Source organism: Aquimarina hainanensis (assembly GCF_042684685.1).
Lineage (GTDB): Bacteria > Bacteroidota > Bacteroidia > Flavobacteriales > Flavobacteriaceae > Aquimarina > Aquimarina hainanensis.
In genome coordinates this window covers 194,846-220,125 of sequence record NZ_JBHULX010000002.1, presented here as the reverse complement: position 1 = coordinate 220,125, position 25,280 = coordinate 194,846, and the positions used below count along the sequence as shown (strand labels likewise).

Genomic DNA, 25,280 nt, shown 5'->3' with positions numbered 1-25,280 from the left:
ATATATTTTATTTTTACTAGGGTTAGCGGACAAATATAAAAACTTTAGTCGTTATCTTATATCATGTAGGCATTCTTTTTCGCTTTTTGATATTTTTAAAAACACCATTTAGCACCACGGTCCCAAGTATAATCAAGGCTCCGTAATAAAATTGAGAACTCATTTTTTCTGAATCTCCAAAAATCAAAAAAGCAAGTAAAATTCCATAAACAGGCTCCATATTAATAGTAAGCATCACGGTATAAGGACTTAAGTACTTCATTACCTGTACCGATCCGATGAGTGCATATGCTGTACAAACAGAAGCTAAAATCATTAAAAACACCCAGTCTGAGGTAGACAATTGGAAAAAGCTCCAGGAAAATCCTTCTGCTCCATCCCCTATACATGTCATAACGATAAGGTATAAAGTAACGACAGCTACTCCACTTATCAGTTCATAAAAAGATATTACAGAAGGTGCATACCCTTGTACCAACTTCCCGTTGATCAAAGAAAATACGGATGATAAAAAGGCAGATGTTAATGCCAATACAATTCCCAGAAAATAATTTTTCTCCACATTAAATATCAAATAGAGTCCACCAATAACCATAAGACCAAACAGCACTTCATACCAGATTAGTTTACGTTTATAGAAAATAGGTTCCAAAATAGATGTAAAAAAGGCTCCTGTGGACAATACAGCCAATGTAATGGAAACATTAGAAACCTTTATAGCTGCAAAAAATGTAATCCAATGTAATGCTATTACAATTCCTGCCACTAAAAATGCCAACAATAATTTTTTTGACACCTGCAGTCCTATCTTTCTGATTTTTATATACCCCCATATAAAAACAGAAGCCAATAACATCCGATACCAAACTAATGGTATTGCATCAATAGAAATTAACTCTCCTAAAATTGCTGTAAACCCCCAAATAAAAACGATAAAATGTAAGTGGAAGTAGTTTTTAAGTCTAGCGTTTGGCATTATACAATAAATAAATAGCTAAAATTCCAAAGGACACATTCGGAAACCATACTGCAACAATGGGTGAAAAATCTGATTGCTTAGCCAGAGTTCCCAAAACCTTATCCAAAAAGATAAAAATAAATGCCAAGGAAATTCCTACGGCTAAATTGATTCCCATTCCTCCTCTTCTTTTCATAGAAGATACAGCCACTCCGATTACTGTAAGAATGAATGCAGATATAGGAATACTCCATCTTTTATAAGCAACGACCTTATATCTGTTTATATCGGAAGACCCTCTTTTACTCTCTTTGTTTATAAACTCGTTAAGCTCCATATAATTGAGTGTCTCAGCTACATAAGTAACGGGAGTAAATTCTTCTATATTAAAAGGTAGCAGGGTATCTTTTTTACGTTCTTTAACAATAATATCTCCCTTATCCGTCACATCTCTTCTCACATAATTACTCAACTCATAAAGACTATCTTTATAGGTAATTTTTCTCGCTGAAATTTTAGTTACCAAGGTATTCCCTTTGAAATACTCCAAGGTAAAATTAGAGGCAGACTTATCTACCGGTTTGAAATCACTCGCATACAAGTACACTGTATCATTAAGTCTTTTGTATACATTCTTAGTTTCCTGAACTTTTTTATTTTTCTTCAGATAGGAATACCTAAATTCATTAAATCCCAAACTTGCTTTAGGAGCCAGAAATAATCCCATAGCCAACGCTCCCACACAGATAATCACAGCACCAATCATATAAGGTCTTAAAAACCTCCAAAAAGATACTCCTGAACTCAAAAAAGCAATAATCTCTGTCTTATTAGCTAATTTAGACGTAAACCATATTACTGATAAAAAAACAAAAAGAGGAAACAGCAGATTTGCAAAATAAATAGTAAAATCCAGGTAGTATTTCAACACCGCATCCAGGGGAACTTCGTGCTCCAGAATGTTATCTATCTTTTCTGAAAGATCTACAATAATCCCGATAGGAATAAATAATAATATCATGGTAGAAAAAGTCCCCAGATATCTCTTTAATATGTACCAGTCAAGTATTTTCAAATTTATAATCTTTTATCCATTTGTTTAACCATCATATTCTTCCACGTATAGAAATCTCCAGCTAAGATATGTTTTCTAGCCTCTCTAACCAACCATAAATAGAATCCTAAATTATGAATGGTTGCTATTTGTTTTCCCAGCAATTCATTTACTGTAAACAGATGTCTTAAATATGCTTTGGAATATTCCGTATCTACATAGGTAATTCCCATCTCATCAATCGGAGAGAAATCATCTTCCCATTTCTTATTTTTAATGTTTATGGTACCATGTGCAGTAAACAACATTCCGTTTCTCGCGTTTCTCGTTGGCATCACACAATCAAACATATCTACTCCTAAAGCTATATTCTCTAAGATATTAATAGGCGTTCCTACTCCCATCAAATACCTGGGTTTATCCTCTGGCAAAATCTCTGTTACTACCTGCGTCATTTCATACATTTCTTCTGCCGGTTCTCCTACAGACAATCCTCCTATTGCATTTCCTTCTGCCCCTGCATTCGCAATATATTCTGCAGACTGTCTTCTCAAATCTTTATAAGTGCTTCCTTGAACAATTGGAAAAAATGTCTGATCATACCCATACTTAACTGGTGTTTTTTCCAGATGTTGCATACACCTGTTTAACCAGCGATGAGTCATATGCATACTTCTTTTAGCATATTGATAATCGCAAGGGTATGGAGTACACTCATCAAACGCCATAATAATATCTGCTCCGATTGTTCGCTGAATTTCCATTACATTCTCTGGCGTAAAGAAATGGTACGACCCATCGATATGCGATTTAAACTTTACCCCTTCTTCTTTTATTTTTCTATTAGCTGATAATGAATACACTTGATATCCCCCACTATCTGTCAATATATTTCGATCCCAATTCATAAATTTATGAAGTCCTCCTGCTTTTTCCAGAATAGGTGTTTGCGGTCTTAAATACAGATGATATGTATTCCCTAAAATAATATCTGGATTGATATCATTTTTCAACTCTCTTTGGTGTACACCTTTTACAGTTGCGACTGTTCCTACGGGCATAAAAATTGGTGTTTCTATAACACCGTGATCCGTGGTTATTTTCCCTGCTCTAGCACTGCTTCCAGGGTCTTTGGATAAAAGCTCAAATTGCATAATTTCTATTTCGTGGATCGCAAAGATAACTAACTAAAACTACTTAGAAGCGCTTTAAATTTCAAAAACCAAAGTTATCAACAATAGTATTTTAACTAAAAGCTGCTTCGACATTTTGTCACCGCAGGTAAAACCGTTATTTTTGAGCGTTCAATATTAAGATAATTAGCATCGTAATGCCAGAAACTAAACATTTAGAAGATTTTGTAACACAAGTACGTAGAGATATTCTACGTCAGGTTCACAAAGTAAACTCAGGACACCCGGGAGGATCTCTTGGTTGCGCAGAATTTTTTGTCGCTTTGTATCAAGAGATCATGGAAAGAAAAGACGGTTTTGAAATGAACGGAATTGGAGAAGATTTATTCTTCTTATCAAACGGTCACATTTCTCCAGTATACTACAGTGTATTAGCTCGTAGTGGATATTTCCCTGTAGAGGAATTGAATACATTCAGACTCATCAACACCAGATTACAAGGACATCCGACTACGCATGAAGGACTTCCCGGAATTCGTATTGCTTCTGGTTCTTTAGGTCAGGGAATGTCAGTAGCCATTGGTGCTGCCCTTGCTAAAAAACTAAACAATGATGACCATATTGTATATAGTCTACATGGAGATGGAGAGTTACAGGAAGGACAAATATGGGAAGCCGCTATGTATGCTGCCGGAAATAAAGTAGATAACTTAATTTCTACTGTAGACCTGAACGGTCAGCAAATCGACGGTTCTACTGACGATGTATTACCTATGGGAGACCTAAGAGCTAAATTTGAGGCTTTTGGATGGGATGTTATCGATATTAAAGAAGGAAACAATGTTGCTGCTATCATCGAAGGGCTTACTGAAGCTAAAAGCAGAACAGGAAAAGGAAAACCTGTTTGTGTATTGATGCACACCGTTATGGGGAATGGAGTAGATTTCATGATGCATACGCATGCATGGCATGGAAAAGCACCTAATGATGAGCAATTAGCAAAAGGTTTAGCACAGAATCCTGAAACCTTAGGAGATTATTAATTTAATCGATTAAACAACAAGCGTGTTTACCTTATTACTAATTAAGAGCAAACACCCAACAGATTAAGAGTATGAAAAAATATATAGATACAGGAAAAAAAGATACACGTTCAGGTTTTGGAGCCGGATTAGAAATCCTGGGAAAAACAAATGAAAATGTAGTAGCATTATGTGCTGATTTAATCGGATCATTAAAAATGGACGCTTTTAAAGCTAATCATCCCGATCGTTTTTTTCAGGCAGGTATTGCAGAAGCTAACATGATGGGACTAGCAGCAGGACTAACCATCGGAGGGAAAATCCCTTTTACAGGAACCTTTGCTAACTTCTCTACAGGTCGTGTATATGATCAAATACGTCAATCTATTGCCTATAGTGATAAGAACGTAAAAATCTGTGCTTCTCATGCCGGATTAACTCTGGGAGAAGATGGAGCTACGCATCAAATTCTAGAAGATATAGGATTGATGAAAATGCTTCCCGGAATGACTGTAATTAATCCATGTGATTACAATCAGACAAAAGCAGCCACCATCGCAATTGCCGAACACCATGGACCTGTATATCTTCGTTTCGGAAGACCTAAAGTAGCCAATTTCACCCCAGATGATCAAACATTCGAAATAGGAAAAGCTGTTCATTTACAGGAAGGAACTGATGTTACGATAGTTGCTACCGGACACCTTGTATGGGAAGCTTTACTAGCCGCAGAAACCTTGGACAAACAAGGAATCAGTGCCGAAGTAATTAACATCCACACAATCAAACCACTGGATGATGAAGCAATTATCAACTCTGTAAAAAAGACAGGGTGTATAGTTACTGCGGAAGAGCATAATTTCTTAGGTGGATTAGGAGAGAGTGTTGCCAGAGTATTAGGACAACAACATCCAACCCCTCAAGAATTCATCGCTACTCAGGATACCTTTGGAGAAAGCGGAACTCCTGACCAGTTAATGGATAAATACGGACTAAATGCAGCTGCAATAGTATCTGCAGCACAAAAAGTTATCAAACGAAAATAACGATTACTTTCAGATATAGTATCGATCAACCTCCTGACACAACTAATTCAGGAGGTTTTTTTAGGTCTTATTACAGAATAATCACTCGTATAAAACGTTTATACATTACTAACCATTACGTTTAAAATAAACTCTAAAAATAAATATTCATTACATGAGAAATTTATTAATTCTTTTTACCCTATTAAGTTCTTTTTTAACTATTGCCCAGGGCAATCTTTTAAAATTTGGTGTTAAAGCCGGAGTTAACTACGGAGATAACGGAAAAATAGAACTAGTCGACATAACCAATGCCGGAGAGAACATCTTATCTGAAGATGCAAATCAACGTACCGGATATCATTTTGGTGCATATCTAAGAGCCAGTATCCTAAATACCCTCTATATTAAGCCAGAATTATTATATACTGTAAACAAAAGTTCCTATGATGTCAATGGAACCGAAGTTGATTATGAAGTAAAAAAAATAGACCTTCCGATTTTGGCTGGTGTATCTTTGATAGGTCCCTTGCATATTTTTGGAGGTCCATCACTTCAGTACATTGTAGATAATGAATTAAAAAATGTAAAGCTAGGAGATATCAAAAATGATTTTACTGTAGGAATGCAATTCGGAATCGGAGTAAAAATCAAGCGATTAAACGCAGACATTCGTTATGAACGCGGATTAAGCAAAAACCAAGCTGAATCTATCGAAAATGAATTAGGAACCCCACTTCGCGTGGATTCCAGACCAAATCAGTTTATACTTAGTGTTGGTGTTGATTTCTAAAAATTCCTTCCGTATCAATATACAAAATAAAAAGAGCTGCAATCATACAGCTCTTTTTTAATTTTATGTCGCTTCCGACAATAGCAGTTTAGTAATACAACCCCTTTTTCTGGATTTCTTCTACTGCTTTTTTCTCATGTGCTAACCGTTTTTCTAATGCTTCTCCTGATAGCTCCTGACAAGATACCCCGATAAAATCCATATCGTATGCACTTAAAATTTCATTAAAAATTAATTTTACTCTCCTGACATGAAAATCTGAAGTAATAATTTTCAGAGAGACATCTTCCCGGTTATAAAGAACTTCTTTTACCTTTACCGCATCATCTACCGTATGTTTTGATAGTGCAAATGCTAAAAAATCATCTTCTTTAACTCCTTTCCGAAGTAAGTATTGTTTTGCATAAAAAGCGTGAGGTGCCTCAGAAGTATTAAACCCTTCTCCCCATCCTCCTGTACACAAAACTTGTTTTCCTTCTCTATACAATAATACACAGTGATTTAATCTACTTTTAGAAATAGCACTAAGCTCTCCTAATACAGAATTGGGACCTCCCAACACAACCAGCACTTCTTTTTTCATTTTGTATTTTTTCTAACAAAATGAACACTCGAAATCAAACCTTCTCTCAGTTTATAAATTGCTACCACCTCTACCAAATCTACTCCATATCGCCCACTAACTCGTTCATGATCCAATACCTTGTCATCAAAAACAATACGACTAACAATCTCACAATGAAGCTTTGGAGAGTTCTCAAACATCTCCTTATACACGTTTCTTAACGCTTCTTTTCCTGAAATGGTAACTTTTTCACCCGGAAAATCCAAAATTACAATGTCATCCGAATAAAAACTTAAAAACAACTCAAGATCTCTCGAATTATATGCATCTAATTGCTCTTGTACTATTGCCTCTGTAGTATTCATCTATATTTACTTTAAAAAAAAGCTGAATTCACAACATAAAGAGAAATGAATTCAGCTTTTTTCTTTATTAAAGATATCTATTTAGAAATTTCCTTTGTATTCAAAAAAACACAAAAAAGAAGTATTCGTTATCTAAACTAACTCTCCGTACAGATCAAAATCTTCTGCTTCATATATTTTTACTCGTGTAAACTCTCCTGTTTTTAAATATTGTTTGGTAGCATCAATCAACACTTCATTATCCACATCCGGAGAATCTGACTCTGTTCTACCTACAAAATACTGCCCTTCTTTTCGATCAATAATCACATTAAACTCTTTTCCTATTTTTTCCTGATTGAGTTCCCAGGAAATTTGTGATTGGATTTCCATAATCTCATTAGCTCTTGCTATTTTCACATCTTCAGGCACATCGTCTTCTAAAGAATAGGCATGGGTATTTTCCTCATGAGAATATGTAAAACAACCTAAACGCTCAAAACGCATTTCTCGTACCCATTCTCTAAGCGTCTCAAAATCTTCCTGCGTTTCTCCTGGGTATCCAACAATCAAAGTAGTACGGATTGCCATTTCAGGGACAGCAGTCCTAAATTCATTTAGCAACTTAGTTGTTTTTGCTTTCGTAGTTCCTCTGCGCATGGATTTTAAAACAGGGTCTGCAATATGCTGTAATGGAATATCGATATAATTACATATTTTTGGTTCTTCTCTCATTAGCGCCAATACCTCCATCGGAAATCCGGTAGGAAATGCATAATGAAGACGTATCCACTCAATACCATCAACTTTCACCAGTTCTTTTAACAAGTCTGCCAGTTTCCTTCTTTTATACAAATCCAGACCATAATATGTCAAATCCTGAGCGATCAGAATAATTTCTTTTACTCCATTAGCTGCCAATTTTGTCGCTTCTACAACCAATTCTTCTATGGGGGTAGACACATGTTTCCCTCTCATTAACGGAATTGCACAAAAAGAACAAGGTCTGTCACACCCTTCTGCTATTTTGAGATACGCGTAATTCTTAGGTGTAGTAGTTAATCGCTCACCAATCAGTTCATGCTTATAATCTGCTCCTAAAGCCTTTAATAGCCCCGGCAATTCTGTTGTTCCAAAATACTGATCCACATCGGGAATCTCTTTTTGCAAATCCGGTTTGTATCGCTCCGACAAGCACCCTGTAACAAAAACCTTATCTACAACTCCTTCTTCTTTTTTATGTAAATACTCTAGTATAGTATTCACTGATTCCTCCTTCGCATTATTAATAAAACCACATGTATTGATCACAACCACATTTCCTTCCTCCTCATGCACTACTTCTTTATTATTGGCTTTTAGTTGTCCCATCAACACCTCACTGTCGTAGACATTCTTACTGCATCCCAGGGTTACTACATTGATTTTATTTTTCTTTAACGTCTTTGTCCTCATAGCTTCTTGGTAAAGGTTTGCAAAGATACAGAGAATCCTTTAATAAAATTCCTTATACTTCAAACATTATACACTAATAAGTAACCTCTTACTGATATGCTTTTGGTTGTTTCCGACTTTTTGATTGCTGCTCATACACATACCCACATTCCAATAATTTCTTTTCAGCAAATGGCTTACCTATAAATGTCAACCCCTTTGGCTCCCCTTCTTCTGTAACCCCCATTGGTACTGTCAATGCAGGATATTCCGCTACAGCTGCAAAACCTGCATGATAATTATTAACAGATAACACAACATCTAATTGATTCGCATCCATAAGAACATCAAAAAATTTTCTTCCTTCTGTTTTTAGTTTTTCCTTTATCGATAACAACTCTTCTGTACTCGCTGAATCGGCAACCACACCTTTTAACAATGCTTGTCCATAAGGAGCTCTAATAAGCGTGTCTTTTTCATTAAACAAAATCACATCTTCAACATTTTTGATCTTTACATCTTTTCCTCCATAGATAGACAAATACACTTCAAGATCTTTTTTCATATCCAAATTAAGCAATCGCAGGAAGCCGGGTAGCTCCACTTTTTCCTCTTCTACAACAACTAAAGTGCCTCCTAATTCTTCAATTACCTTTGTTGCGTTCTGATATAATGAATCTTCTACCAATGATTTTAGTACTCCAAAACGTTTTCCTTTTACAGATGCTGTATCGAACCCTTCATAATATGTTTTTTGTTTTCTTTTTCCTCCTAATAAAGTTGCAGGATCTTCCTGATCTTCTCCTACCATCGCCGTCAACATAATCGCTACATCTTTTACTTTTCTTCCCATAGGTCCCGGCGTATCGAGTGTACTCGAAATAGGAACAATTCCTCCTCTACTTATCAATCCAATGGTAGGCTTGAGTCCTACTACAGCATTTTGACTGGCAGGAGACAAAATAGAGCCAGCAGTCTCTGTTCCAATAGCCACCGCACAGAAATTAGCTGCAACAGCCACTCCACTTCCTGAACTAGAACCTCCCGTATCAAACTTTTTTCTCCCATATGGATTAAAGGTTTGTCCTCCTACCGCCGAATACCCACTGGGGCAATCTCCACAAAAGAAATACGCCCATTCACTCAGGTTTGCTTTCCCTAAAATAAGTGCTCCTCGTTCCTTTAATTTGGTTATCACAAAAGCATCTTCGGTTTTATTATTCATCATAGCAATAGCTCCTGCTGTCGTTGACATCTTGCTAGTATTCACATTATCTTTTACTAAAACCGGAATCCCATACATGGAATTTTCCGAAACCATTTCATGTTCTTTTTCATCTAATAACCTTGCTTGCTTTACCACATCAGGATTTATCGCTATAACCGAATTAAGAGATGTATCATTCTCCCGATCATATTTACGAATCCGGTATAGATAAAACAAAACTAATTCTTCATAGGACAAAGTTCCATCGTTAAGCAATCGATGGATTTCAGAAATCTCGCGCTCCAAAAGTACAGGACGTAGTTTTTGATATTCTACTTCTGTAAACTTTTTAAAATCTTCTTCAAAAGCAGCCCATATTGTTTTATTTTGGATCACTTTTGCATCCGTCACTTTGAAGTCTCTGAATTGTTTCGTTGCTATTTTATCCAGACTATCTCGCTGGTGAACAACTTCTTCTTTTTGCACTTTCTCTTGTTTGGGCTCCGATTTACACGATACTATCATCCCTAACAACAGTAAAAAAAATATTCTTTTCATATCTTACTTATATACAATTGTCTTATTTGACAACATAAAAACTATCAGTACCATTTCTAAAACGAACACAAAATAAAAAAAGAACCGCACATATAAGCATGTACCGTTCTTTTTACTCGATAATCGAGATGTCACATTCTTAGATTTCTTCAGAAATCAACACATATTTTCTAGTAAACGATTCTTGTTTCTACATTGAAATACTTTATTCACTTGGTAGGTTTTAAACACTTCGTTCCTCGTATTGAAATATATTCTGGTAGCTTCCTTTGAACCTTACATGAGTTTATTCAGGGATAGCTGACTTTTCTTTTTTCTTATTTAAAGAAAGAATCGACAAATTCATATTTATTAAACACCTGCAAGTCTTCAATTCCTTCTCCTACACCAATATATTTAACCGGAATTTTAAACTGATCACTAATTCCGATAACCACTCCTCCTTTTGCTGTACCATCTAGTTTGGTAACTGCGAGAGAGGTTACTTCTGTTGCAGCAGTAAATTGTTTTGCCTGCTCAAAGGCATTCTGTCCCGTAGAACCATCCAACACCAATAATACATCATGAGGCGCATCTCCTACAACCTTTTGCATCACTCTTTTTACCTTAGTCAATTCACTCATCAGGTTGATCTTATTATGAAGTCTTCCTGCTGTATCAATTATTATTACATCTGCATCCTGACTAACTCCTGACTGTAAAGTATCATACGCTACAGAGGCAGGGTCACTACCCATTGCCTGTTTTACAATAGGCACATCTACTCTATCCGCCCATACCTGCAATTGATCAATTGCTGCTGCTCTAAATGTATCTGCAGCTCCAAGAACAACATTTAGTCCTTTTTTCTTAAACTGATAAGCTAACTTTCCTATAGTCGTAGTTTTTCCTACACCATTCACTCCTACCACCATTAATACATATGGTTTTTTGTCTTTTGGAATGTCATAATCTGTTGCTTCTCCTGAATTTGTCTCAGAAAGCAATCCGGCTATTTCCTCTCTCAGGATCTGATTTAATTCGGCAGTCCCTAAATATTTATCCTTACTTACTCTTTCTTCAATTCTTTCAATAACCTTAATAGTAGTCTTGACACCGACATCACTACTGACCAAAACTTCTTCCAAATCATCCAAAACCTCATCATCGACCTTAGATTTCCCGGCAACAGCTTTACTAAGTTTAGAAAAGAAACTTGTTTTTGATTTTTCTAATCCTTTGTCAAGTGTTTCTTTCTTCTCCGAAGAGAAAATCCTTTTAAAAAAACTCATCTATATACGTATTCTATAAAATTCTATCAGACATTATTTATCTGCGTATAAATATAAAAAGAAAGAGCCATTCCAATAAAATTGAAACGGCTTCTTTTTGAAATATTTTAAGTGCGAATTTATTTTTGCTTTAAGAAGTCATTCACTGCTTCCGGAGCCATGATTGATTCCACAAAAGTATAAGCGCCAGTCTTAGGTGACTTAACCATTTTTATGGCTTTAGTTAACCTGTTCGACTTAGTCTGTAACGATGCTACTGATTTCTTTGCCATCTTTTCTTATTTTATTTCTTTATGAACAGTCATCTTCTTAAGAACAGGGTTAAATTTCTTTAACTCAATTCTATCAGGAGTATTTTTCTTATTTTTTGTAGTAATATATCTAGAAGTACCTGGCTTACCAGTTGCTTTATGCTCTGTACATTCTAATATAACCTGAACTCTATTACCTTTCTTTGCCATTATTCTATATCTTTAATAAAGGATTGATTATTTAAAGAAACCTTTGGCTCTCGCTTCTTTTAATACAGCAGAAATCCCGTTCTTGTTTATATTTTTTAATGCCGCTGCAGAAACTTTAAGTGTTACCCAACGATCTTCTTCTGGAATATAAAAACGTTTTTTAATTAAGTTAGCATTAAATTTACGTTTCGTTTTATTCATCGCGTGAGAAACATTGTTCCCTACCATCGCTTTTTTACCTGTAAGTTCGCAAACTCTTGACATCTCTTTCTAAATTTTGGTGTTATTTCAAAACAGGGTGCAAATTAACAAATTTTTTACCTAACAACCAATAATACTTCTATCTTTTTTAATATTAATCCCTACTTTTTTTTCTGATTACCTACTAAATTTCAAAAACAGGTATTTTCACCTGTTTGCACAACTCCATAAAGCGCTTAATTTTGCTCCTGTTAGTTTATCATAGCTGATAGAAGCTAACAGATACTTGATATGGGGTATTAAGTAGTACATTTGGACGAGTCATCTTTGATGACTCGTTCTTTTTTATACAATAATCAAGATGTAACAACCCCAAAATAAGCCGCAAACTAATAATTGTTCCCTATACATCATACGGAGCTGGAGAACACAGCAAACAACTACTCAAAACATGTTTCTATTCTAAAAAGAGAGTTCGGAAACACGTTTCCTATTTTAATAGATTAAATACCATCTCAAGGGATTTATTAACAGCTCTTGCTACATTCTGAGCTCTGTTTTTCCCAAAACGAACTTCTTTAGAAGACACTCCATCCGGTGTTGCTACAGCTAGAAAAATCGTTCCTACTTCAACATCTCCATCGCCTTTATCAGGTCCTGCATTACCTGTTGTTGCTATCGCATAATCACTTCCAAACTTTTCTTTAGCTTTTAATGCCATACGCTCGGCTACTTCGATACTAGTTACTGAATAACGTTCAATTAAGGAAGCTTCTACTCCAAGTACTTCTGTTTTACTTCTGGTTGCATATGAGACAATCCCTCCCACAAAATAAGCAGAAGCACCTTCTACTGCCGATATAGTATGCGCTACCTTACCTCCTGTACAACTTTCTGCCGCAGCAAGGGTATAGCCTTTTTCTTTCAAAAGAGCTCCGATACGCTTTTCTATAGGGTCCTCTCCTATACTAACAATAGAAGTACCTATCAATTTCTGAAGAGAAGCAATCTCTTTAGCTACTGCTTCTTCTATACGTTTTTGATCTGTTCCTCTGGCTGATAAACGCAACCGCACTCTACCCAATTGAGGCAAGTATGCTAATTTTATAAAGGGTGGTAAGTTATCCTCCCAATCTTCTAACTGCATTGCCAGATCACTCTCTCCTATTCCATAGGTCTGGATTGTGGTATGCAAAATAAAAGGACGTTCAAATTTTGTTTGCAACCGGGGCAATACTCCTGACAGCATGATGTTTTCCATCTCAAAAGGCACTCCCGGCATAGCTATAAATACTGTTCCGTCTTTTTCCATCCACATTCCAGGAGCAGTTCCATATTCATTCTTTAGCACTATAGCCTGACTAGGCACCATTGCCTGCAATCTATTTAATTCTGAAGTTGGTTTTTTCAAATAGGTAGTGAATAACATTTCTATATGCGCCAGAACTTCTTCATTTTCCTGCAATGAATCTTGAAAAAACTCACATAAAGTCGCTTTGGTAACATCATCTTTTGTAGGTCCCAAACCACCGGTTATGAGCACTACATCTACACGAGCCGCCGCTGCTGACATAGCTGTTAAAATATGTTCTCGTTGATCACTAATGGAAGTTATTTGAGCTACATCAATTCCTATCTCGCCAAGCTTTCGCCCTATAAATGAAGAATTTGAATCAACAATCTGACCGATAAGAATTTCATCTCCTATCGTTATAATTTCTGCTTGCATTATTATTCAAAATCTGCTTTGAGATCAGAAATTGCTTTACTTATAGTAGCAACTATATGCTCTATAACAATCGAAATCTCTTCTTTTGTTTTATTGGTTTTAGACCAAGCTTCTACTTCTTTTATATACGATAGAAGATCGATATCAAACAATTGAAGATTTGGTTTCATTTTATGCGCATACTGATATGCCTGAGGAGGATCATCCGAATTTACTGCATGAACCATCTTATCCAAATCCTGAGGAATTTCTTCTAAAAATGTCTGTACTAAAACAGACACAAATTCTGTATCTCCTCCCGATAATTCATTCACTTTTTCTAAACTATATCCTTTTTCCATTATTTTACTCGTATTGAAAAAAACTGCTGATTATTGATGTATCCTTCTAATCTATCCTCTGCTTTTACTGCTCCAACTCCAGAAGGCGTTCCTGTAAATATAATATCTCCTATCTTTAAAGTAAAATATTTTGACACATATTCTATTAATTCATCAATCTTCCACAACATAAGACTTGTATTTGCCTGCTGCACGACTTCTTCATTTTTTTTCAAACAGAAGTCAATTGCATCTACATTTTCGAATTCATTTTTAGAAACCCACTTCCCTATTACTGCAGCACCATCAAATGATTTAGCCTTTTCCCAAGGCAATCCTTTTTCTTTTAATTCTCGCTGCAGATCTCTAGCCGTAAAGTCAATTCCCAAACCAATTTCATCATAATACTTATGAGCAAATTTTCTATCAATATATTTCCCAATCCGATTGATTTTTACCAAAATCTCCACTTCATGATGCACTTCATCAGAAAAATCAGGTATAAAAAAAGGTTGTTTCTTTAATAAGATAGAAGTATCAGGTTTCAAGAAAATTACCGGATCTTTTGGTTTTTCATTTTCTAATTCTTCTATATGATCCGTATAATTACGACCAATACAAATAAGCTTCATTTATTTTTTTACTATTTCATAAAAAAGGACTTTCTCCTTCTTTTTATTTAAAGCTATTATTCAATTTCCTCAAACGAATAGCCGTCAATACTTTTTTTGTATACAATGGAAAATCTGCATTCTGAATCCATCCAAAATACCCAGGCTCATCTTCGAGTACCTGTGCTACAAGTTTTCCTTTGTGTTTTCCGAAAGAAAACACTTCTTCTTTTTTATTGTTAAAAGCTATAAAACCAGCAAAATCGGCAAACTGATTTCTAGAACTAAAATCTGCTAAAAATTTAGTATCATTCTCTAGTTCCGGATAGCGATCTAACTGAGCTTTTAGCACTTCATATGTCGCCATCGTATCGGCTTCTGCAGAATGTGCTCCTTCCAAATCTTTATCGCAATAAAACTTATAGGCTGCTGATAAGGTTCTCTTTTCCATTTTATGAAAAATCGTCTGTACATCGACCCCTACAGTATTTTTCATATCAAAATCATATCCTGCTCTCAACAACTCTTCTGCTAATAATGGAATATCAAATCGATTCGAGTTAAACCCTCCTAAATCACAGCCTTTGATCATCTCATGTACTTTTGAAGCCAGTTGCTTAAAAGTAGGTTCATTAGCGACTTTCTCATCCGAAATCCCATGAATCTCAGTGGTAGCAGGAGGAATTGGCATCTCAGGATTTACCAGCCATGTTTTACTTTCTTTATTTCCATTCGGAAATACTTTTAGAATTGAAATTTCGACAATACGATCTTTCGTTATATTAACCCCGGTTGTTTCAAGATCGAAAAAACATATCGGTTTTTTTAAATTAAGCTCCATAAATTGATTGTGTATCCCAAATATATAAGGTATTCATTACATTCTCAAACGTTATTTATCTTAATTAGTATATCTATTTACTAATTTTCACAAATACGTTATCTGCAAACTTTTTTGTGACTGTTTCTACCCTATCATCAAACTGAATTCTGATAGAGTTATCGAAGTCTCTAATTTCTAATATGGTGATTTTACTGCTTAGCACCAGTCCTATCTCTGACACGTACCTAAGAAAAGTCACAGAACCATCATTAACAGATACAAGCTGACAGACATCTCCTTCTGACAGAGAAGACAGCATTACTTTTGGTTGAATAGAGTACTTCCCGTCTGCATCCGGTATAATTTCCCCGTGTGGGTCTCTTCTGGGGTAATTCATAAAGCGATCTAACTCATCAATTAACTTCGGAGAATTAATATGCTCCATTTGCTCTGCCACTTCATGTACCTCATCCCAAGTAAAATTGAGATAATCACATAAAAATGTCTCCCACAACCTATGCTTTCTTATCAGCCTTACAGCAATTCGCTTCCCTTCTTCTGTAAGGTCTAATTTTGTATATTTTTCACTCACTACATACCCCTTCGCTTTTAGCTTCTTCACCATATTATTGGTCGAAGCAGGAGATACATTGAGGTGATCTGCCAATTGATTATTACCTACTTTCTCCAACCCCTCATCAATAAGCAATTGAAAAAGGGCTTTTAGGTAATCCTCCTCACTTTTTGTTAATTTATGCAAATTCCCTTTGTTAGTCATAGCTAACTTTTTTAATTTTGTACCATTAAAAGGCAAATTTACTAAACCGAATGCAATTACTTAAGATCGTTTCGTTCGTTTTTTTCAACTTGTACGGAATATCTTTTATTTTCTATCGAGAAAAATCCCCTCACCCCTTATTTATTCCGAAAAAGTTAACAAGTCTTTTCTCTATTTATAAAAAAATTTTAAAAACAAAAGAGAAGTCCTATCTCCTCCCCTTTATACGATTTACTTCTCCTTTCAGTTATCATATTATTAATAAGAAAGCTATCCCCTAAGCGTATTTAATCACTATTATTTAATCAGACATGAAAAAAATCACCCTTCTACTCCTTATAACCCTTTCTCTTTTCTCTTGTAATTCAAATAAAAAAACACCTAAGGAAAAACTTCATGTAGTCACTACCACATCTATGATTACTGATATCTTATATAATATAGGAGGAGACTTAATCCAGGTAGACGGCCTGATGGGAACAGGAGTTGACCCTCATTTATACAAAGCCACAGAGGGAGATGTTTCTAAATTAATCAATGCAGATATCATCTTCTATAACGGATTACATTTAGAAGGGAAACTGGTAGCAATTTTTGAAAAAATGAAGCACCAGCAAATCAAAACTGTAGCACTTGCGAATATTTTACAAAAAGAAGCGCTGATTGACTCTGATTATTTTGCTTCTAATTATGACCCTCATGTTTGGTTCGATATTAACAATTGGAAAGAGGTAGTACAATACGCAACTCAGGAATTAAAAAAGGCAGATCCTAAAAATGCAGATGCTTTTGAAAAAAACAAGGATATATATCTAAAAAAACTAACCCTTTTAGCCACAGAGATCAAGCAAATCATTAACACGCTACCTCAAGAAAAAAGAGTTTTAGTAACTGCTCATGACGCTTTTAGTTATTTTGGAAAAGCGTACGATTTTGAAGTAATCGGATTACAAGGGATTTCTACAGCGACCGAAGCAGGCGTACAGGACGTACAGCGATTGGCGAACTTAATTATTGAAAAAAAGGTAAAAGCTATTTTTGTAGAAAGCTCTGTTCCTAAACGAACTATTGAAGCACTACAGGCTGCTGTAACCTCTAAAAATCATAAAGTAACTATCGGAGGAACCTTATATTCAGATGCATTAGGTAACCCAGACACTAAAGAAGGAACCTATACAGGCATGTTTTTATACAACGTCAATACAATTGTTAATTCACTACAATAATTATGAAAGAAACTATTGCTGTTAGAATAGATGATTTAACGGTTGCTTATAATTATAAGCCTGTATTATGGGATATCGATTTAGTTATTCCAGAAGGGGTTTTAATGGCCATAGTCGGTCCTAATGGTGCTGGAAAATCTACTTTAATCAAATCAATCCTCGATATTATTGATCCTATTGCCGGCAGTGTACAGATTTATGGAAAACCGTATCGCAAAAATCGAAATCTAGTTGCTTATGTCCCTCAAAAAGGGAGTGTAGACTGGGATTTCCCTACGACAGCTTTAGATGTGGTAATGATGGGAACTTACGGAAGTCTAGGATGGATCAAACGTCCCGGAAAAAAAGAAAAGAAGGCTGCCTTAGAAGCTCTGGAAAAAGTAGGAATGCTCAGTTTCAGAAGTCGTCAGATAAGTCAATTATCAGGAGGACAGCAACAGCGTATCTTTTTAGCAAGAGCGCTGGTTCAAAATGCAGCAATCTATTTTATGGATGAGCCTTTTCAAGGAGTAGATGCTACTACCGAAAAAGCAATTATCAACATTCTCAAAGAACTCAGAAAATCAGGAAAAACAGTGATCGTTGTCCATCATGATTTACAAACTGTTCCTGAATATTTTGATTGGGTTACATTTCTTAATGTAAAAAAAATAGCTACTGGTCCTGTCAAAGATATTTTTAATGATGACAACCTAACCAAAACATATGGAATCAATTACAAAGTAAGTATTCTAGGATAAAAACAACCACAGCATGAACATTACAGAATACATAGAATTACTTGTAACTGATTACACCTTGAGAACAATTACTTTGGGAACTGCGATTCTCGGGGCTATTTGTGGAATGCTTGGTAGTTTTGCTGTATTGAGAAAACAAAGTCTTTTAGGAGACGCTATTTCACACGCTTCATTACCCGGAATCGCAATTGCTTTTCTTATTATAGGTACAAAAAACAATGCTATTTTATTGATAGGCGCATTAGTAAGTGGTCTTATCGGTTCGTTCTGGATACGCGGAATTATAAAAAAAACACATCTAAAATCTGACACTGCGCTTGGGTTAATCCTATCCTTGTTTTTTGGTTTGGGGATGCTTTTGCTCACCTATATCCAAAAACTCCCTAACGCCAATCAGGCAGGCTTAGAAAATTATTTATTTGGTCAGGCTGCAACCTTGTTAGAGAGTGATGTTTGGCTCATGGCAATAATCACAGGAATATGCTTGTTTATCCTGCTAATTTTCTGGAAAGAACTAAAACTGTTATTATTTGATGAAGATTATACGAAAACACTTGGATTCAACACCCGTTTTCTGGATATCTTAATAACAACCTTTATTGTTATTGCAATCGTACTGGGGCTACAGACTGTTGGAGTAGTCCTGATGAGCGCCATGCTTCTTGCTCCTGCTGCTGCTGCCCGACAATGGACAAATAACTTAGCCACCATGATCATTATCGCAGCTGTCTTTGGTGCTTCTTCCGGGGTTATCGGAACTGCTATCAGTGCTTCGAGCAACAACTTATCGACAGGACCTGTCATTGTTTTAATTGCAGCCATTTTTGTTCTGGTCTCCTTTATTTTCTCCCCAGGAAGAGGGTTACTTTTTCGAGAAATCAGATTTAGAAAAAACAGACATGACCTACAACTACACAAAACACTGTCATTTATGTACAATATTGCCAGTACTCATGAAAACAAATCTCACCCTCATGCTATAAAAATCCTAAACAACTTTCAGGGATTCACCAAAAAGTCTTTAAAAAAACTGGAAGACAAAAATTTTATTACCATCTCAGGAAATATGTGGTCATTAACCACTTTGGGATATGAAACGGCTGCTAACTTATACAATCAACTAACAACTGATCCGGAAAATGAGTAATATCCAAATAGAAATACAATTAATCGCTTGTCTGGTTGCTATTGCCTGTGCTATTCCGGGAACTTTTTTAGTTCTCAGAAAAATGGCATTAATTACTGATGCGATTAGCCATTCTATCCTTCCCGGTATAGTCCTCGGTTTTTTTATCACTCATGATTTATCATCTCCTCTTCTCATCATTCTCGCAGCGGCTACCGGAGTTCTAACAGTCGTTCTTGTAGAATTTATTCAAAAAACAGGGCTCGTTAAGGAGGACACCGCCATTGGCTTAGTCTTCCCTGCACTTTTCAGCATAGGAGTGATCCTCATCGCTCAAAATGCCAATGATGTACACCTGGATATCGACGCTGTTTTACTAGGAGAATTAGCATTTGCCCCTTTTGACAGGATACTTATCAACGATACTGATCTTGGTCCTAAATCTTTATGGACCATTGGAATTATATTGTTAGTTACCATCATACTGCTTTTCACTTTTTTCAAAGAATTAAAAATAAGCACCTTTGACAAAGGACTCGCTGCTTCTTTAGGATTCTCTCCTGTCCTTATTCACTATGGATTAATGACGATCTCATCTGTTACCACTGTCGGAGCATTTGATGCTGTTGGAGCCATTTTAGTAATTGCCCTTATGATTGCTCCTGCAGCCACCGCCTATCTATTAACAAATGACCTAAAAAAAATGATTGGTCTGGCATGTATATTTGGCATATCCGCCGCCTTATCTGGTTACTGGATCGCACATTTGTTAGACACATCCATTTCTGGGGCTATGACAACCGTTTTGGGAGTCATCTTTTTAGCTGCTTATCTTTTTGCTCCTGACAAAGGGCTTTTTACTGTACTTTACCGTCAGAAACAGCAACGTATCGAAGTATCCCTCCTCACTTTTTTATTGCATATCAGAAATCATAGCGATGACCCTAAAGAATGTCATATCGACCACCTGAACGAGCATATCAACTGGCAAAAAGTTACTTCTAAATCTGTACTAGACCTCGCCCTAAAGAATAATATGATTCATATTTCTGATGATATCATCTCTCTTACCCCTAAAGGAAAGAAATTTACCAAAGAGGCGATCAACTACATTATTAAAGAAAAAAACACAGAAATAGAACACATGAAAGATCGTTTTTTCCTGTTTCGGGGATAAAAAACTTCTACATTCCAGACATTTTAATTCAAAAAAAAATCAGGATAGTTACGTAACGATCCTGATTCCTTCATATTTTAGATTCGATGATTAGAACTCTCTGTTTACATCCCAATCTTCTAAGTATTCTTTTACTCTTAGAACAAATTGTCCTCCTAAAGCTCCATTTACCACACGGTGATCATAAGAATGTGATAAGAACATTTTATAGCGTATTCCTATAAAATCTCCTTCTGGTGTTTCTATAACCGCTGGTACTTTTCTAATAGCTCCCAATGCCAAAATCCCTACCTGTGGTTGATTAATAATCGGAGTTCCCATAATACTACCAAAAGTCCCTACATTAGTCACTGTATATGTTCCATCCTGAATATCATCTGGTTTTAACTGATTATTTCTTGCCCTACCAGCTAGATCATTTACAGCTTTGGTCATCCCTACTAAATTCAACCTGTCTGCATTTTTAATAACAGGAACGATCAAATTACCATCAGGTAATGCAGCAGCCATTCCAAGATTTATATTTTTCTTTTTGATGATTTTATCTCCAGAAACAGAGATGTTCATCATTGGAAAATCTTTTAATGCCTTTGCTATTGCTTCCATAAAAATAGGAGTAAATGTTATATTCTCTCCTTCTCTTTTTTGGAATTCGTTTTTCACTTTCTTTCTCCAGTTCCAGATATTGGTAACATCCGCTTCAATAAATGACTGAACATGAGCAGAAGTTTGTACAGAATCAATCATATGATGCGCAATTAGTTTCCCCATTCTGGACATCTCGATAATCTCATCCTCTCCAGAAACAGGAATCACCGGATCAGGAGTTTTTGTTTTTACCGCTACGGCATTTGCTGGTTTAACAACTGCTTCTTTTTCTACATTAGCAACAGGTACTTCTTTAGCTACTACTCCTGCTTTCCTTTTTTCTATATACGAAAGAATATCGTCTTTTGTGACTCTATTATCCTTTCCGGTACCATGAATACTTTCTAACTCTTCTATAGACACTCCTTCCGTTGCTGCTATGTTCTTAACTAACGGAGAATAAAACTTATTAGAGCTACTAAAATCTATTTGCTTTGAAGATGCAACTTCTTCTATTCCTGCTTCCAGTACTACTGCTTCTTCTGGTTGCTCACTTACTACTTCTTTGCTTGCGGCAGGAGTTTCCGCTACAACGCCCTCTCCATCTATTTCAATAATAGCAATTGTTTCTCCTACTTTTACTACATCATCTACATCAAACAGTTTCTCAACCAACACACCTTCTACCTCACTTGGTACTTCGCTATCCACTTTATCTGTAGCGATTTCTACCACTGCCTCATCCATTTCAATAGTATCTCCTACTTCTTTTAACCAAGTAGTTACCGTTGCCTCTGCAACACTCTCACCCATTTTCGGAAGTTTCAGCTCAAATTTTGCCATATTCTTAATCAAAAGTATTTATTGGTTATTATTTTTGCGAATTTAATTAAAATTCTCCTTTTATTTTGTTTTTTATCTATTATTTTATCCCAGCAAAACAACTTCGCCGTGATTACTACTACAATCACTTCCTAAAAAAAAGCATTCATTCCGAGGACGAATTCTAAAGGTAATTGCATGTGTATTATTCGATTGCATTGCAGAAATCATCTCATCATATCTTACAAAATCACCGTCAAAGATAACTTCGATATTATTAGTTCCCAAATCAGGTAATTGATTCAATGTTGCTAACGCTACTTCTTTTTTTACTGCTTTTTCTATTTTTATGACCAACTTCTGATTTTGAGACACCAGCATAAGCTCTTTATTTTTGGGGAGATCTTTTTTCTTATCAAACAAAAATTGAACAGAAGACACAAAAGACACCCCAACCCAAACAATCCGATCTAACAACCAATTGGTCTTAAAATGTTTTTTATAAAAAATAGTCATTGCAGTATAAAACTGTTTTTTATAAAAACTGGTCAGTTTCGTACTCTCTCCTTTAAAATGAACCGCAGTTACTTTTCCACAGTAATAATTTTGATACCCTGCTTTTTTTAATCTATATGCTAAGTCAATATCCTCTCCATAAATAAAATATGCTGTATCAAAACCTCCTATCTCCTGAAAAACAGTTTTTTTTATCCACAAAAAAGCACCTGTTAATACCTCTACAGCTCCTAATGATTTTTCAGAAATATGACTCGCATAATATTTTTTTATGATTCCTGACCGAATTCCAAACAATCGCTGAAAAGCAATCAAAGGAGCTGGAATATTTCGTTTACTCTCTTGCAAAAAAAGCCCTCTTCCATCAATCAATCTAGGACCTATTCCTCCTACATCAGGCAAACGTTCTTCCAATTCAGATAATTTCTTAAAAATATCACCGGGAACCATTATATCCGGATTCACAAAACATATCTGCTCTCCTTTTGACACTGCTACTCCCTGGTTATTAGCTTGTGCAAACCCTACATTTTCTGTATTAATCAACAAAACAACCTCTGGAAACAATCGTCGAATCATAGTGACAGTACCATCCTGAGAGTTATTATCTACCACAATAATCTCCGCTTCCAGACCGCGAATAGCTTCTTTAATACTTAACAGGCATAACTGCAAGAAATACTCAACATTAAAGCTTACTATAACTATTGATAATTTCAGAAGATATTATTTTATAATTTACGAATTTTTTAATGCATTTTCGAACGGCACTCTATTAATTATACTTCTTCCCAGCGTTACTTCATCTGCATATTCTAATTCATCATTAACTCCTATTCCTCTTGCTATTGTTGATATTTTGACCGCTGTTCCTTCTAGTTGCTTATAGATATAGAAATTGGTTGTATCTCCTTCCATCGTAGCACTCAAAGCAAAAATCAACTCCTGAACATCCCCAGACTTCACTTTATCCAATAAAGATTGAATCGTTAAATCCTGAGGTCCTATTCCATCTAGCGGGCTTATTTTACCTCCCAATACATGATACAGCCCTCTGTATTGACTTGTTGCTTCAATAGCCATTACATCTCTAATATCTTCGACAACACAGATAACAGTATTTTTTCTATTAGGATTACTGCATATCTCACATATTTCTATATCACTTATACTATGACATTTTTTACAAAACTTTATTTCTGTTCGTAATTCCCTTAAGGCATTTACCAAATACTCTGTTTGGGTAGGCGGTTGTCTTAATAGATGCAACACCAATCGCAATGCAGTTCTCTTCCCTATTCCAGGTAATTGAGACATTTCATTTACGGCATTTTGTAACAGTTTTGAAGAAAATTCCATAGCACTGCAAATTTAACGTTTTTGGAACTATTCCCTGATAAAAAAGAAGCTTAATTATCCATTCTCTACCTCCATAATATATTTCATTCTATTTTAGTATTTTTACTTCAAACTAAAAGAAACATGCTAGCATCTTTATCCGAAGAGACCCAACTTGTACTGGCAATTATTGGAATCGCTATATTATTTGGTATTGTGCTTTGGAACACCAAAAGAAATCGAAAAAAACTTTATCACAGAGAACAACGGAATTTCAAAAAAAATTACGCCAAGAAGAAACATCAGAGACTTTAGTTTTTTTCTCTATTTTACCCCATATACTATTTACAGTATTTTACAGTTTATAAGTATCTATACAGACCAAAAGCACTAATTTTTAATCAGAAATGAAAATATACACAAAAACCGGGGACAAAGGGACAACCGCTTTATTCGGTGGAACCAGAGTTCCTAAGCATCACATTCGTATTGACAGCTATGGAACTGTCGATGAGCTAAACTCTCATATTGGTCTTATTCGGGATCAAGACATTGACGAGACTACAAAAAAGCACTTGATCGCTATACAAGATCATCTTTTCACCCTTGGGGCTGTATTAGCAACTGATCCTGAAAAAGCAGTATTAAAAAACGGAGAAAAACGTCTAAACATTCCTACTATTTCTACAGAAGACATTAGCTTTCTTGAGGAACAAATCGATGAAATGAATACCGCCTTGCCACCAATGACACATTTCGTATTACCCGGAGGACATCAAACTGTGTCATTCTGTCATATTGCACGCTGTGTATGCAGGCGGGCTGAGCGTTTAGCAGCTGCCTTATATGAATTAGAACCATTTGAAGAAGCTTCTTTGATGTACTTAAACAGACTATCTGACTACCTATTCGTACTGGCACGAAAGTTGTCATACGATTTAAAGGCTGACGAAATACAATGGATTCCTACAAAGAATTCATAAGCCTAAAAACCTGAGTATTAAAAAACAACAAAAAATCACGTTCTTAGATATTATTGTTTAAATAATTAATTTTTTACTTGACTTTTTGAACTAAAAATTTATTTTTGCAAAAAATTAAACCAGTAAACGTATGTATTGGACTTTAGAACTAGCATCTTACTTAAGTGATGCACCTTGGCCGGCTACAAAAGATGAATTGATAGATTACGCAATTCGTACTGGAGCACCTCTGGAAGTTGTAGAAAACCTACAATCAATAGAAGATGAAGGAGACTCATATGATTCTATAGAAGAAATATGGCCCGACTATCCTACAGACGAAGATTATCTTTGGAACGAGGATGAATATTAAAACATAGAAAATAGCGCTAAAAGTCTCGAAAGAGGCTTTTTTTTTGCGTAAATTACGCCTTGTATACTGACCTTGACACGGTTTTATACAAAGCTTTGTATAACACTTGATAATCTTAGGAATTA

28 protein-coding genes are annotated in these 25,280 nt (G+C 35.6%); 9 read left to right on the top strand and 19 right to left on the bottom strand.

Annotation, left to right across the window (positions count from 1 at the left end; all coding sequences use genetic code 11):
* Positions 1-61: 61 nt before the first annotated feature.
* The 3 genes from ACFSTE_RS03710 to tgt are packed head-to-tail and all read right to left on the bottom strand — an operon-like array spanning position 62 to position 3,166.
* A complete protein-coding gene (locus tag ACFSTE_RS03710) occupies positions 62-976 on the bottom strand; it encodes a DMT family transporter (RefSeq protein ID WP_378256137.1) in 915 nt (304 codons plus the stop codon).
* Entirely contained in the window at positions 963-2,033 is a 1,071-nt protein-coding gene (locus ACFSTE_RS03705) for an LptF/LptG family permease (RefSeq protein ID WP_176029462.1), read from the bottom strand. Before ACFSTE_RS03705 ends, ACFSTE_RS03710 begins: the two co-directional genes overlap by 14 nt.
* Positions 2,034-2,035: 2 nt before the next feature.
* Positions 2,036-3,166 (bottom strand): tRNA guanosine(34) transglycosylase Tgt, encoded by a 1,131-nt coding sequence (gene tgt / locus ACFSTE_RS03700; protein WP_176029461.1) that lies wholly within the window; start codon positions 3,164-3,166, stop codon positions 2,036-2,038.
* 176 nt (positions 3,167-3,342) lie between these two features.
* On the opposite strand from tgt, the gene ACFSTE_RS03695 reads away from it, so the two are divergent.
* The 3 genes from ACFSTE_RS03695 (at position 3,343) to ACFSTE_RS03685 (ending at position 5,985) form a co-directional block, all read left to right on the top strand.
* Positions 3,343-4,188 (top strand): transketolase, encoded by an 846-nt coding sequence (locus ACFSTE_RS03695; RefSeq protein ID WP_378256143.1) that lies wholly within the window; start codon positions 3,343-3,345, stop codon positions 4,186-4,188.
* Positions 4,189-4,259: 71 nt separating this feature from the next.
* Positions 4,260-5,213: a transketolase family protein gene (locus tag ACFSTE_RS03690; protein WP_176029459.1), complete on the top strand. Its 954-nt coding sequence runs from the start codon at positions 4,260-4,262 to the stop codon at positions 5,211-5,213.
* 154 nt (positions 5,214-5,367) lie between these two features.
* Positions 5,368-5,985: a porin family protein gene (locus ACFSTE_RS03685; RefSeq protein ID WP_176029458.1), complete on the top strand. Its 618-nt coding sequence runs from the start codon at positions 5,368-5,370 to the stop codon at positions 5,983-5,985.
* Positions 5,986-6,073: 88 nt separating this feature from the next.
* Here ACFSTE_RS03685 and ACFSTE_RS03680 read toward each other — a convergent pair whose 3' ends face one another.
* From ACFSTE_RS03680 to ACFSTE_RS03620, 13 genes are all read right to left on the bottom strand, one after another.
* Positions 6,074-6,568, bottom strand: a complete 495-nt coding sequence (locus ACFSTE_RS03680; RefSeq protein ID WP_378256145.1) for a YdcF family protein — start codon at positions 6,566-6,568, stop codon at positions 6,074-6,076.
* Positions 6,565-6,915, bottom strand: a complete 351-nt coding sequence (locus ACFSTE_RS03675) for a nuclear transport factor 2 family protein (protein WP_176029456.1) — start codon at positions 6,913-6,915, stop codon at positions 6,565-6,567. The genes ACFSTE_RS03680 and ACFSTE_RS03675 overlap by 4 nt, the downstream gene beginning before the upstream one ends.
* 132 nt (positions 6,916-7,047) lie before the next feature.
* On the bottom strand, positions 7,048-8,349 hold the full coding sequence (rimO, locus tag ACFSTE_RS03670) for a 30S ribosomal protein S12 methylthiotransferase RimO (protein ID WP_378256148.1): 1,302 nt from the start codon (positions 8,347-8,349) through the stop codon (positions 7,048-7,050).
* Between the two features lie 88 nt (positions 8,350-8,437).
* Entirely contained in the window at positions 8,438-10,093 is a 1,656-nt protein-coding gene (locus ACFSTE_RS03665) for an amidase family protein (RefSeq protein WP_378256150.1), read from the bottom strand.
* 317 nt (positions 10,094-10,410) lie between these two features.
* Positions 10,411-11,364, bottom strand: coding sequence for a signal recognition particle-docking protein FtsY (ftsY, locus tag ACFSTE_RS03660; protein ID WP_176029453.1), 954 nt, complete (start codon positions 11,362-11,364; stop codon positions 10,411-10,413).
* Between the two features lie 119 nt (positions 11,365-11,483).
* Complete coding sequence (locus tag ACFSTE_RS03655) at positions 11,484-11,636, bottom strand: DUF4295 domain-containing protein (protein ID WP_176029452.1); 153 nt, start codon at positions 11,634-11,636, stop codon at positions 11,484-11,486.
* A 6-nt stretch (positions 11,637-11,642) separates the two neighbouring features.
* The gene (gene rpmG / locus ACFSTE_RS03650; RefSeq protein WP_109437157.1) at positions 11,643-11,825 is read right to left on the bottom strand and encodes a 50S ribosomal protein L33; all 183 of its coding nucleotides are present in this window, start codon (positions 11,823-11,825) and stop codon (positions 11,643-11,645) included.
* Between the two features lie 27 nt (positions 11,826-11,852).
* Positions 11,853-12,089: a 50S ribosomal protein L28 gene (gene rpmB, locus ACFSTE_RS03645; RefSeq protein ID WP_176029451.1), complete on the bottom strand. Its 237-nt coding sequence runs from the start codon at positions 12,087-12,089 to the stop codon at positions 11,853-11,855.
* A gap of 427 nt (positions 12,090-12,516) precedes the next feature.
* A complete protein-coding gene (locus tag ACFSTE_RS03640) occupies positions 12,517-13,755 on the bottom strand; it encodes a CinA family nicotinamide mononucleotide deamidase-related protein (RefSeq protein WP_378256154.1) in 1,239 nt (412 codons plus the stop codon).
* 2 nt (positions 13,756-13,757) lie between these two features.
* The gene (locus tag ACFSTE_RS03635; RefSeq protein WP_176029449.1) at positions 13,758-14,096 is read right to left on the bottom strand and encodes an Hpt domain-containing protein; all 339 of its coding nucleotides are present in this window, start codon (positions 14,094-14,096) and stop codon (positions 13,758-13,760) included.
* Positions 14,096-14,707, bottom strand: coding sequence for a fumarylacetoacetate hydrolase family protein (locus ACFSTE_RS03630; protein ID WP_176029448.1), 612 nt, complete (start codon positions 14,705-14,707; stop codon positions 14,096-14,098). The genes ACFSTE_RS03635 and ACFSTE_RS03630 overlap by 1 nt, the downstream gene beginning before the upstream one ends.
* A 43-nt stretch (positions 14,708-14,750) precedes the next feature.
* Positions 14,751-15,527: a 3'-5' exonuclease gene (locus tag ACFSTE_RS03625; RefSeq protein ID WP_176029447.1), complete on the bottom strand. Its 777-nt coding sequence runs from the start codon at positions 15,525-15,527 to the stop codon at positions 14,751-14,753.
* A 73-nt stretch (positions 15,528-15,600) separates the two neighbouring features.
* Entirely contained in the window at positions 15,601-16,287 is a 687-nt protein-coding gene (locus ACFSTE_RS03620; protein WP_176029446.1) for a metal-dependent transcriptional regulator, read from the bottom strand.
* Between the two features lie 311 nt (positions 16,288-16,598).
* On the opposite strand from ACFSTE_RS03620, the gene ACFSTE_RS03615 reads away from it, so the two are divergent.
* The 4 genes from ACFSTE_RS03615 to ACFSTE_RS03600 are packed head-to-tail and all read left to right on the top strand — an operon-like array spanning position 16,599 to position 20,556.
* Entirely contained in the window at positions 16,599-17,513 is a 915-nt protein-coding gene (locus ACFSTE_RS03615) for a metal ABC transporter solute-binding protein, Zn/Mn family (protein ID WP_378256157.1), read from the top strand.
* Positions 17,514-17,515: 2 nt separating this feature from the next.
* On the top strand, positions 17,516-18,253 hold the full coding sequence (locus ACFSTE_RS03610) for a metal ABC transporter ATP-binding protein (protein ID WP_176029444.1): 738 nt from the start codon (positions 17,516-17,518) through the stop codon (positions 18,251-18,253).
* A gap of 13 nt (positions 18,254-18,266) precedes the next feature.
* Positions 18,267-19,400 carry a metal ABC transporter permease gene (locus ACFSTE_RS03605; protein ID WP_176029443.1) on the top strand — a complete coding sequence of 378 codons (1,134 nt, stop codon included), beginning with the start codon at positions 18,267-18,269 and terminating at the stop codon, positions 19,398-19,400.
* Positions 19,393-20,556 carry a metal ABC transporter permease gene (locus tag ACFSTE_RS03600; RefSeq protein ID WP_176029442.1) on the top strand — a complete coding sequence of 388 codons (1,164 nt, stop codon included), beginning with the start codon at positions 19,393-19,395 and terminating at the stop codon, positions 20,554-20,556. Before ACFSTE_RS03605 ends, ACFSTE_RS03600 begins: the two co-directional genes overlap by 8 nt.
* A 90-nt stretch (positions 20,557-20,646) precedes the next feature.
* Here ACFSTE_RS03600 and ACFSTE_RS03595 read toward each other — a convergent pair whose 3' ends face one another.
* From ACFSTE_RS03595 to recR, 3 genes are all read right to left on the bottom strand, one after another.
* Positions 20,647-21,987, bottom strand: coding sequence for a dihydrolipoamide acetyltransferase family protein (locus ACFSTE_RS03595; protein WP_176029441.1), 1,341 nt, complete (start codon positions 21,985-21,987; stop codon positions 20,647-20,649).
* 84 nt (positions 21,988-22,071) lie between these two features.
* Positions 22,072-23,184 carry a glycosyltransferase family 2 protein gene (locus ACFSTE_RS03590; protein WP_378297973.1) on the bottom strand — a complete coding sequence of 371 codons (1,113 nt, stop codon included), beginning with the start codon at positions 23,182-23,184 and terminating at the stop codon, positions 22,072-22,074.
* Between the two features lie 36 nt (positions 23,185-23,220).
* Positions 23,221-23,841, bottom strand: coding sequence for a recombination mediator RecR (gene recR / locus ACFSTE_RS03585; RefSeq protein ID WP_176029439.1), 621 nt, complete (start codon positions 23,839-23,841; stop codon positions 23,221-23,223).
* Positions 23,842-24,227: 386 nt separating this feature from the next.
* Between recR and ACFSTE_RS03580 the strand changes: the two genes are divergently transcribed.
* The gene (locus tag ACFSTE_RS03580; RefSeq protein ID WP_378256161.1) at positions 24,228-24,803 is read left to right on the top strand and encodes a cob(I)yrinic acid a,c-diamide adenosyltransferase; all 576 of its coding nucleotides are present in this window, start codon (positions 24,228-24,230) and stop codon (positions 24,801-24,803) included.
* Positions 24,804-24,933: 130 nt separating this feature from the next.
* A complete protein-coding gene (locus ACFSTE_RS03575; RefSeq protein WP_006989959.1) occupies positions 24,934-25,155 on the top strand; it encodes a DUF2795 domain-containing protein in 222 nt (73 codons plus the stop codon).
* Positions 25,156-25,280: the final 125 nt, after the last annotated feature.